Origin of the sequence: Micromonospora sp. URMC 107 (assembly GCF_051386315.1) — a bacterium.
Lineage (GTDB): Bacteria > Actinomycetota > Actinomycetes > Mycobacteriales > Micromonosporaceae > Micromonospora.
Genome location: NZ_JBPQTK010000080.1, coordinates 18,032 through 27,158, shown reverse-complemented (window position 1 = coordinate 27,158; position 9,127 = coordinate 18,032). Strand labels below are relative to the sequence as shown.

The 9,127-nt window shown below is 74.3% G+C and carries 9 protein-coding genes; 5 read left to right on the top strand and 4 right to left on the bottom strand.

Features of this window, described 5'->3' with window-relative positions; genetic code table 11:
• Positions 1-89: 89 nt before the first annotated feature.
• Positions 90-707: a pyridoxamine 5'-phosphate oxidase family protein gene (locus ACSNN9_RS18525; protein WP_436674620.1), complete on the bottom strand. Its 618-nt coding sequence runs from the start codon at positions 705-707 to the stop codon at positions 90-92.
• 147 nt (positions 708-854) lie between these two features.
• Between ACSNN9_RS18525 and ACSNN9_RS18520 the strand changes: the two genes are divergently transcribed.
• From ACSNN9_RS18520 to ACSNN9_RS18510, 3 genes are all read left to right on the top strand, one after another.
• Positions 855-1,361 (top strand): DUF2231 domain-containing protein, encoded by a 507-nt coding sequence (locus ACSNN9_RS18520; protein ID WP_436674619.1) that lies wholly within the window; start codon positions 855-857, stop codon positions 1,359-1,361.
• Positions 1,362-1,478: 117 nt separating this feature from the next.
• On the top strand, positions 1,479-2,027 hold the full coding sequence (locus ACSNN9_RS18515) for an Hsp20/alpha crystallin family protein (protein WP_436674618.1): 549 nt from the start codon (positions 1,479-1,481) through the stop codon (positions 2,025-2,027).
• An 8-nt stretch (positions 2,028-2,035) separates the two neighbouring features.
• Complete coding sequence (locus ACSNN9_RS18510; protein ID WP_436674617.1) at positions 2,036-3,157, top strand: glycosyltransferase family 9 protein; 1,122 nt, start codon at positions 2,036-2,038, stop codon at positions 3,155-3,157.
• Positions 3,158-3,228: 71 nt separating this feature from the next.
• Here the strand turns inward: ACSNN9_RS18510 and ACSNN9_RS18505 are convergent, their stop codons facing one another.
• Both ACSNN9_RS18505 and rfaE2 read right to left on the bottom strand, forming a co-directional pair.
• Positions 3,229-4,107, bottom strand: coding sequence for a glycosyltransferase family 2 protein (locus tag ACSNN9_RS18505; RefSeq protein ID WP_436674616.1), 879 nt, complete (start codon positions 4,105-4,107; stop codon positions 3,229-3,231).
• Entirely contained in the window at positions 4,104-6,005 is a 1,902-nt protein-coding gene (gene rfaE2, locus ACSNN9_RS18500) for a D-glycero-beta-D-manno-heptose 1-phosphate adenylyltransferase (protein WP_436674615.1), read from the bottom strand. Before rfaE2 ends, ACSNN9_RS18505 begins: the two co-directional genes overlap by 4 nt.
• A 114-nt stretch (positions 6,006-6,119) precedes the next feature.
• Here rfaE2 and ACSNN9_RS18495 point away from each other — a divergent pair, with 114 nt between their 5' ends.
• Both ACSNN9_RS18495 and ACSNN9_RS18490 read left to right on the top strand, forming a co-directional pair.
• Positions 6,120-6,680 carry a type 1 glutamine amidotransferase domain-containing protein gene (locus ACSNN9_RS18495; protein ID WP_436674614.1) on the top strand — a complete coding sequence of 187 codons (561 nt, stop codon included), beginning with the start codon at positions 6,120-6,122 and terminating at the stop codon, positions 6,678-6,680.
• A 111-nt stretch (positions 6,681-6,791) separates the two neighbouring features.
• Positions 6,792-8,459 (top strand): MDR family MFS transporter, encoded by a 1,668-nt coding sequence (locus tag ACSNN9_RS18490; RefSeq protein ID WP_436674613.1) that lies wholly within the window; start codon positions 6,792-6,794, stop codon positions 8,457-8,459.
• 127 nt (positions 8,460-8,586) lie between these two features.
• Here the strand turns inward: ACSNN9_RS18490 and ACSNN9_RS18485 are convergent, their stop codons facing one another.
• Complete coding sequence (locus tag ACSNN9_RS18485) at positions 8,587-9,078, bottom strand: NUDIX domain-containing protein (protein WP_357872824.1); 492 nt, start codon at positions 9,076-9,078, stop codon at positions 8,587-8,589.
• Positions 9,079-9,127 lie beyond the last annotated feature (49 nt).

Genomic DNA, 9,127 nt, shown 5'->3' with positions numbered 1-9,127 from the left:
GAACTCTCCACGCCGGGATCTTGGTACGAAAGGGCCCTTGGCGGGGCGGTTTCGTACCAAGACCCCGGGGTGGAGAGTTCGCCGGGGTGTCAGCGGTAGATCGTGCTGAGGTAGGCCGGGCCGTAGTGGCGTTCCAGGTCGGCCAGGCTCTCGGCCGGGTTCTCGACCTCCTTGATCAGCCGGGCCCGGGTCGGCAGGGCGTCGGGCTGCCAGCTCTCCGGCTGCCACAGCTGGGAGCGCAGGAACGCCTTGGCGCAGTGGTAGAAGATCTGCTCGATCTCCACCACCACGGCGAGGACCGGGCGGTGCCCCTTGACCACCATGTCGTCGAACCACGGGGCGTCGCGGACCAGCCGGGCCCGGCCGTTGATCCGCAGCGTGTCGGTGCGGCCGGGAATCAGGAAGATCAACCCGACGTGCGGGTTGTCCAGGATGTTGCGGTAGCCGTCGGCGCGCTTGTTGCCCGGCCGCTCCGGGATGGCGATGGTCCGGTCGTCCAGCACCATCGCGAAGCCGGGCGGGTCGCCCTTCGGCGAGACGTCGCAGCTGCCGTCCGCGCCCGCCGTCGCCACCAGGCAGAACGGCGACGCGGCCAGCCAGTCCCGGTCCCGGGCGTGCAGGACGGGCCGCTCCTTGGTGAGCGCCCGCGGCATTGGCGCCCCCAGCAGCTCGCGCAGTTCCTCGTGCGAGGTGATCTCCACCGTCACGTGATCCTTCCCCGTGCGTTGACCCCGGTGGCGGCGTGGCCGCCGCTCACCAGCCTAGGAGAGCGCGACCAGCGCGAGGTTTGTCCCTTCGGGGCGGGGGTACCGCCTCACCCGACCCGCCCGGAGAGACCGAGCAGTGGAGGCCCGATGGAGAGCCGACTCAAGGTACTGGGCCATCCCGTCCATCCGATGCTGGTCATGTTCCCCGTCGGCCTGCTGGTCACCGCGGTCCTGTTCGACCTGGTGGACACCGTCGGCGGGCCGGACTTCCTCGGCGAGGTCGCGTACTGGAACATCACCGTCGGCCTGGTCGGCGGCCTGTTGGCCGCGGCGGCCGGAACGTTCGACCTGCTGGCCATCCCGTCCGCGACCCGCGCGAAGCGGGTGGCGCTGACCCACGCCGCCGCCAACGTGGCGGTGATCCTGCTCTTCGCCGCGATCTGGGTGGTCCGGCTCAACGCCGACTCCCGGGCGGCCGGCGGCGCGTTGATCGCCATCGAGGTGGTCGCGCTGGCCATCCTCGGCATCAGCGCCTGGCTGGGCGGGGAACTGGTCGACCGGCTCGGCGTCGGCGTGGACCGGGAGGCCGGGCTGGACGCGCCCAGCTCACTGCGCCCCCCGGCGGCCACCCAGCGGATCGGAGGGCCGGCATGAGCGAGCGCAGCGAGCGAGTCATCAGGCTCAGTGCGGTGGTGCCTCATGGCGGCGCGGAGCGTAGCGGAGGGCCGGCATGAGCGAGCGCAGCGAGCGAGTCATCAGCGGAGGGGCGGCATGAGCGAGCAGAGCGGCGGTTCCGGCCGGGGTTGGCGCGGTCGGCAGCAGGGCTGGGACCCGATGGGCGAACTCCAGTCCCTGCGTTCGGAGCTGCGCCGGCTGGTTGGCGGTCGCACCGGGCCGCCGGACGTCGAGCTGGCCGAGACCGCCGACGGCTGGGAGGTCGTGGTGCGGCTGCCCGGGGTGGCGCCGGAGGAGGTGGCGGTCGAACTGGACGACCGCGAGCTCTGCGTACGGGCCCGGTCCGAGGCCGAGGTCAACGCCGATCACGGCATCCCTGGCGGCTTCGAGACCCGGGGCTTCGAGTACCGCGTCGACCTGCCGTCCCGGGTGGACCCCGACACCATCGACGCGGTCATGGACCACGGCCTGCTGCGGGTGCGGCTGCCCCGGGCCGCCCGGCCCGCGCCGCGCACCATCACCGTCGGCCGCACCGGCCCTCGTTCCGCCGGCCCCGACGGGGGTACGCCGGGCGTCGTCGACCCGGCCGCGGACCGGGAGATGCACCGCCCGGACATCGCCGTCGACGAGATCGACCGGCCGTAACGAGCCGAATGGTCACCGCGAACCTGCTCGGCCCGGCCACCGGGCGCGTGCCGGACGTCGAGCGGATCGCCGTGCTGCGCGCCAACGCGCTCGGCGACTTCATCTTCGTCCTGCCGGCGCTGCACGCGTTGCGGGCCGCGTACCCGGAGGCGGAGATCGTGCTGCTCGGCGCGCCGTGGCACGCGAAGCTCTGGCGCGACCGGCCCGGGCCGGTGGACCGCGTGCTGGTGGTGCCGCCCGCGCCGGGGATCCGCGGTGCCGATCCGGGCGAGCCGGAGTGGGCGCTGGACGACTTCCTCACCGCGGCCCGCCGGGAACGCTTCGACCTGGCGTTGCAACTGCACGGCGGCGGCGCCAACTCCAACCCGTTCGTCGCCGCCCTCGGCGCGCGGGTCACCGCCGGGCTGCGCGCCGAGGACGCGCCGCCACTGGACCGCTGGATCCGGTACGTCTACTACCAGCACGAGGTGATCCGCTACCTGGAGGTGGCGGGGCTGGTCGGCGCGGGCGCCACCACGATCGTCCCCGCGTTGGCCGTGACCGACGCCGACCGGGCCGAGGCGGCCGAGGTGCTCGGCCCGGCGGAGCGGCCGAGGGTGGCGCTGCACCCCGGCGCCACGGACACCCGCCGGCGGTGGCCCGCCGAACGCTTCGCCGAGGTGGCCCGCGAGCTGGTCGGCGACGGGTACGAGGTGCTGGTCACGGGCACCCCCGCCGAGCAGGAGGTGGTGGACCGGGTGGTCGCGGCGGCCGGGGTGCCCGTCCGGCCGCAGGTGGGCACGCTCAGCCTCGGCGGGTTGGCCGGCTGCTACGCCGGCTGCGAGCTGGTGGTCTCCAACGACACCGGGCCGCTGCACCTGGCCGCCGCCGTGGGCACCGCGACCGTCGGCATCTACTGGGTCGGCAACCTGATCACGGTGGCGAACCTGCTGCGCGGCCGGCACCGGCCGATCAGCTCGTGGACGGTGCTCTGCCCGGTCTGCGGGGTCGACTGCACCCCGGGCATCTATCCGCACCGCCCCGGCGACGGCGAGTGCCCCCACCGGGACTCGTTCGTCACCGACGTGCCGGTGGTCGAGGTCGTGGAGGCGGCCCGCGAGCTGCTCCGCCCGGAGCCCGGCGCCCCCTGAGCGCCCCTGCGCGGTGCCGCCCGACATCGCAACCGGCGGTGTCCCCGCGCGGTCGGACGTCCGCGCCGGCCTCAGGCCGGCTGGGCCGTCTCCTCCTCGGCGAGCACGACCTCCCACGCCTCCACGTCCCGGTCGGTGACGGTGGTCGGCGACTCCAGGTGGTACGCGCCGCTGGGCAGGACGCCGGCGCCGCCGAAGCGCGCCAGCACGGCGAGCTGGGCGGCGACGTCCTCGCCCTGGTGCTTCTCGTCCACCCGCCGCCAGAAGTCGAACCCGCCGGAGTCGACCAGCTTCGCCCGGTCGTAGAGCACGCAGCCGCCGATCCAGGAGACCTTGTACGCCCGCCAGGCACCCGGCGGCAGGTCCAGCTTCCGCGTCACGTGCAGCAGGTTCGCCGCCGAGTGGATCGACGCCCGGTCCCACTGCGGGGTGCCCGGCCGGATCCGTTCCGGGGCGGGCCGACCCGTCCACTCCTCGTAGTGCCGGTGCGTCTCCGGCCGGACGTCGTCGGCGTACGACAGCCCGTGCACCGCGTTGCCGACGAAGCCGCACGCCAGCTCCTCGATGGCGGTGACCAGCCGGCGCAGCGTGCCCGGCTCCAGCCAGACGTCGTCGTCGAGGCAGAGCACGTACCGGGCGGCGGACGCGGCCAGCAGGTACGCCCGGTGCTCGGCCAGCCCGCGCCGGGGCAGCCGACGGGTCAGCAGCACCGGGTGCCCCCGGTGGCGCAGCGCCCGGACCATGGTGGCCGCCGCCGGGTGCCGGTACGCGGCGTCGCCGTCGGACTGGTCGCTGACCACCACCCCGAAGCCGGGCACGCCCTCCTGGCCGGCCAGCCCGGAGAGGGTCACCGCCAGCTCGGCGGGGCGGTTGCGGGTCGGGATCAGCACGTCGAGCAGCCGATCCGCGCGGAACCCTCCGGCCGTGCCCAGGTCGAGCGGGCGGTTCACGACGGCTTGCTCGTCAGGGAGGGGTCCTCCTGGGGCTCCTGCCCGTGCGCCCGGATCCGGTCGATGATCGCCGAGGTGGACCGGTCGGGGACGTACCCGAGGGTGCGGACCTGCCCGCCCAGCCGGCGCACCAGCGGCGCCTCCGGCACCATCTCCGGCGGGTAGTCGCCGCCCTTGACGTACACGTCGGGGCGGACGGTCTCGATCAGCCCCGCCGGGGAGTCCTCCTCGAAGACCACCACGTGGTCGACGCAGGCCAGCGCGGCGAGCAGGGCGACCCGGTCCTCGACCGGGTTCACGGGCCGGTCGGGGCCCTTCAGCCGGCGTACGCTGCCGTCGGAGTTGACCGCCACCACCAGCAGGTCACCGAGGGCGCGGGCCTGCTCCAGGTAGCGCACGTGGCCCCGGTGCAGCACGTCGAAGCAGCCGTTGGTGAAGACGATCGCGCGGCCCGCCCGGCGGTGCTCCGCGACGATCGCGGCCAGCTCGCCGGTGTCGACCAGCGCCCGGTGGCCCGCCCCGTCGACCGGTGCGTCCAGCGCGACGAGCAGGTCCTCCCGGCGGCACACGCAGGTGCCGGTGTCCGAGACGGTGATGGTCGCGGCCAGCTGGGCCAGCTGGGCGGCGGTCGGCAGCGGCGCGTCGGCGGCCAGCGCCAGCGTCATCGCCGCCAGGTACGCGTCACCCGCGCCGACCGCGTGGCTGGCCGGCACCGGGGTGCTGTGGCTGCGCCGGGGCTCGCCGTCCGCCCCGCCGACCACCGCGCCGTCGGTGTCCAGGGTCACCGCCACCACGTCCGCGCCGGTGTGCGCGCGCAGCTCGGCGAGGCGGGACTCGGCCAGCACGGCCCGGTCGACGCCCTCGCCGGCCGTGGCGTTCACGGTGACGCCGGTGCCGGTCACGGTGAGCCCGTCCCCGGTCATCGCCACCCGACCCTCGCCGGCCGTCGGCTCGCCGGTCGCCCCGAGCCCGGCGAGGCCCGCCGCGCCGCCGGCCGCGCCGCCCCCGCTGCCGCCGGTCGAGCCGGCCGCGCCGCTGGTCGAGCCGGTCGGGCCCGTCGCGCCGCCGGTCGGGTTCGTCGCGGTGGAGCGGTGGGCGTCCTGGTGCGGCCCGCCGCCCGGGGAGACGCCCACCGTGAGTTCGGAGGGGCCGTCGGCCGGGTCGCCGGCCGGGTGGTCCAGGTGCAGCCCGGCGCCCGGTGCCGGCCGGGCGCCGGCGGCCCGGGCGAGCAGCCGGGTCGCCTCGGCGAAGCTGGGGGTCACCACGGTCGGGGCCAGGCCGCGCCAGTCGGCCAGGTCGTGGGCGTCCAGCGCGACCGTCGCGTACCGCTCCCGGTGGGTCACCAGCCAGGCGCGGACCGCAGCGGGCAGCGCGCCCAGGCCGTAGTCGCAGACCACCAGGGTGGGCGGCTCGCCGCCGGCGGCGCGCAGCTCCTCGGTGGCGCAGTCCAGCGCGACGAGCAACCGGGTCACCCCGTCGTCGTCGAGCGCGTCGTCGGCGTCACCGGAGTCCTCCCGGAGCAGGATCTGGTTCCCCGCCAGCATGCGTCGCTTCACCGGCGTCGGCCGGCCGGGCTGGTTGACCGTACGGTCCCAGACGCCGGCCCGGTCCAGACAGTCGTGCAGTTCGTCGCCGGCGACGTCCGCGCCGACCGGTGCCACCAGCACCGCCCGGCCCCCGAGCGCGGCGACGTTGACGGCGGTGTTCGCCGCCCCGCCGGCCGCGGAGATCCGCCGGCGCAGGGTGAGGACCGGGGCGGGCGCCTCCCGGCAGAGCCGGTCGGACTCGGCGAACCGCCACTCGTCGAGCATGGCGTCGCCGACGACCAGGACGGGACGCCCCAGCCAGCCCTCCACCACCGCTGCGAGCCGGCGCTGTTCCGCTGCTCCTCCTGCCATGCCGTCCCGGGTCCCCCGGGCCATCCGGGCCAAACCTGGTGCCACCGGGAAGGGGTTTCGGGCACCGGGCCCCGGGAAGGGACGGACGGAACCCCGGAGAGGAGAGACACCGAGATGGCAGCGACGACACTTCAGGGCAAGCGGATCGCGTTCCTGGCCGCCGACGGCGTCGAGGAGGTCGAGTACGTCCAGCCCCGCGAGGCGGTGGAGAAGGCCGGCGCCGAGGTGGCGCTGGTCTCGCTCAAGCCCGGCACCATCCAGTCCTTCAACCACCTGGACCAGTCCAAGGCGTACGACGTGGACGTGACCGTGGCCGACGCGGACGCCGGCGGCTACGACGCGCTGGTGCTGCCCGGCGGGGTGGCGAACCCGGACTTCCTGCGGACCGACGCGGACGCGGTGCGCTTCGTCAAGGCGTTCTTCGACGCCGGCAAGCCGGTCGGGGTGATCTGTCACGGGCCCTGGACGCTGATCGAGGCGGACGTGGTGCGGGGCCGCCGGATGACCTCCTGGCCCAGCCTGCGCACCGACCTGACCAACGCCGGCGCGAACTGGGTCGACGAGCAGGTCGTCGCGGACGGCGGTCTGGTCAGCAGCCGTAAGCCGGACGACCTGCCGGCCTTCTGTGCCAGGATCGTCGAAGAGTTCGCCGAAGGCCCGCATTCCTCCCGCTGACCGGTCGTTGGTCGTGAGGTCGGTGCCCGGAGCGCCACCGACCTCGCGACCGACGACGAGGTGCACGCCCGTCCGCACGCATGTTCCGGGTGGGCGGGGAAAGGATGCGGGATGACCACGGAAGCCCCGGCGCTCGGCGGGCGGCAGATCCGGTTGCTGATGTTCGGCCTGATGACCGGCATGCTGCTGGCCGCGCTCGACCAGACCATCGTCGGCACCGCGCTGCCGACCATCGTCGGCGAGCTGGGCGGGATCAACCACTACTCGTGGGTGGTGACCGCGTACCTGCTCGCCTCCACGGCCTCGACGCCGCTCTACGGCAAGATGGCCGACCTGTACGGGCGACGCCCCGTCTTCCTCTTCTCCATCGGCACGTTCCTGCTCGGCTCGCTGCTGGCCGGCCTGTCGCAGGACATGACCCAGCTCATCGTCACCCGGGGCGTCCAGGGCCTCGGCGCCGGCGGCCTGATGACGCTCGCGTTCACCATCATCTCGGACGTGGTGTCGCCCCGGGAGCGCGGCCGCTACCAGGGGTTGTTCGGGGCGGTCTTCGGCGTCTCCTCGGTGGCCGGGCCGCTGGTCGGCGGCTACTTCGCCGAGACCGACTGGCGGTGGATCTTCTACATCAACGTGCCGCTGGGGATCCTGGCGATCGTCGTGTGCTCCCGGGTGCTGCGGCTGATCCCGTTCACCCGGCGCGACCACTCGATCGACTGGCTCGGCGCGGCGCTGCTGGTCGCCGGGGTGAGCTGCCTGCTGCTCGCGCTGAGCTGGGGCGGCAACGAGTACGCCTGGGGCTCCGGGATGATCGTCGGCCTCTTCGTCGCGGGCGCGGTGCTCGGCGTGCTCTTCGTGCTCCAGGAGGCCCGGGTGGCCGAGCCGATCCTGCCGCTGCGGCTGTTCCGCAGCGCCACGTTCGCGCTGGCCAACTCGGCCGGCTTCGTGCTCGGCCTGGTGATGTTCGGCTCGATCATCTTCATCCCGCTCTACCTCCAGATCGTCCGGGGCGCCTCGCCGACCCGCAGCGGCCTGCTGATGCTGCCGATGATGGCCGGCATCATCGTCACCTCGGTGCTGACCGGCCGGGCGATGAGCCGGATCGGGCGGTACAAGTGGTTCCCGGTGGCCGGCGCCGTGGTGCTGCTGGCCGGCATGCTGCTGTTCACCCGACTGGAGGTGGACACCTCGCTCTGGGTGGCCTTCGGCTTCATGGTCGTGATCGGCATCGGGCTGGGGCTCTGCATGCAGTCGCTGATCCTGGCCGTGCAGAACTCCGTGTCGATGCGGGACCTGGGCGCCGGCACCTCGTCGGCGACGTTCTTCCGGTCGCTGGGCGGCTCGTTCGGCGTCGCCATCCTCGGCGCGGTGCTGTCGTCGCGGCTCGCCTCGGAACTCGCCGACCGGCTGCCGGGCGCGATCGCCGTACTGCCGCCGGAGCAGCAGGCCGCGGTGGCGGCGAGCGGCGGGGCGGACGTCTCGGTCAACGACCCGGCGACCATCCTGGCGCTCCCCGCCCCGGTGCGCGCGGCCGTCCAGGCGGCGTTCGTCGAGTCGCTGCACCTGGTCTTCCTGACCACCGGCCTGATCGCGATCGTGGCGGTGCTGGTCACCCTGGCGCTGCCGAACGAGAAGCTGCGCGGCGCGGGCCCGGGCGGCGCCAAGGGCGGCACGGACGGCCTCGGCGGCGAGGGCCCGGCGCCGGGCGGCAAGCCGCTGGACAGGGAGTCGAAGCAGGAGGCCGCCGCCGAGATGGAGGCGAAGAGCCAGACGATGCTCTGACCGGGCCGGCCCCACCCGGGAGCCGCCCTACTCAGGATCGGCCGCTCCGGATCGGCGCGGGCCGGCCCTGACATCAGGATCGGCACGGGCCGGCCCTTCACGGTCAGGATCGGCCGCGGGCCGGCCCTCACTTCAGGATCAGCCGGTTGGTCTGCTCGAAGACGTCCAGGTCGGCGAGGGTCTCGGCGACGCTCGTGGAGAGCGGGGCCGGCAGCTGCGCGCGGTGGAAGAAGCCCGCGTCGGTCGTCTCGTCGGTGATCCGGGCCAGCTCGCCGTCCCACTCGTCGACGCGGAACGCGGTCGTGAAGATCTGGTACGTGTGGCCGTACATGTTGGTGTGGGTGCGGTCCGGGCCCGTGTAGAGGGCGAACGCGCTGACCCGCAGCGCGCGCAGCCCGGTCTCCTCGCGTACCTCCCGGACGGCGCAGTCGGCGATCGACTCGCCCAGCTCCATCGCGCCGGCGGGCATGGCCCACTGCCCGTTGTCCGAGCGCTGGATCAGCAGGAGGCGTCCCGCGTTGTCGCGGACCACGGCGCGGGCGCCGACGAACATCAGCGTCCGGTCACCGGCGAGTGCGCGCAGCTGTCCCACGTACGAATCGGCCCAGGAGATGCTCACCCGGACAATTTACGGGGCCGGTCCGGGCCCGACCGGCTTTCCAGGGTTC

Coding starts and splice junctions, on each gene's coding strand:
- ACSNN9_RS18520 (WP_436674619.1), top strand. CDS start 855: ATGGAGAGCCGACTCAAGGTACTGGGCCATCCCGTCCATCCGATGCTG.
- ACSNN9_RS18515 (WP_436674618.1), top strand. CDS start 1,479: ATGAGCGAGCAGAGCGGCGGTTCCGGCCGGGGTTGGCGCGGTCGGCAG.
- ACSNN9_RS18510 (WP_436674617.1), top strand. CDS start 2,036: ATGGTCACCGCGAACCTGCTCGGCCCGGCCACCGGGCGCGTGCCGGAC.
- rfaE2 (WP_436674615.1), bottom strand. CDS start 6,005: ATGGCAGGAGGAGCAGCGGAACAGCGCCGGCTCGCAGCGGTGGTGGAG.
- ACSNN9_RS18495 (WP_436674614.1), top strand. CDS start 6,120: ATGGCAGCGACGACACTTCAGGGCAAGCGGATCGCGTTCCTGGCCGCC.
- ACSNN9_RS18490 (WP_436674613.1), top strand. CDS start 6,792: ATGACCACGGAAGCCCCGGCGCTCGGCGGGCGGCAGATCCGGTTGCTG.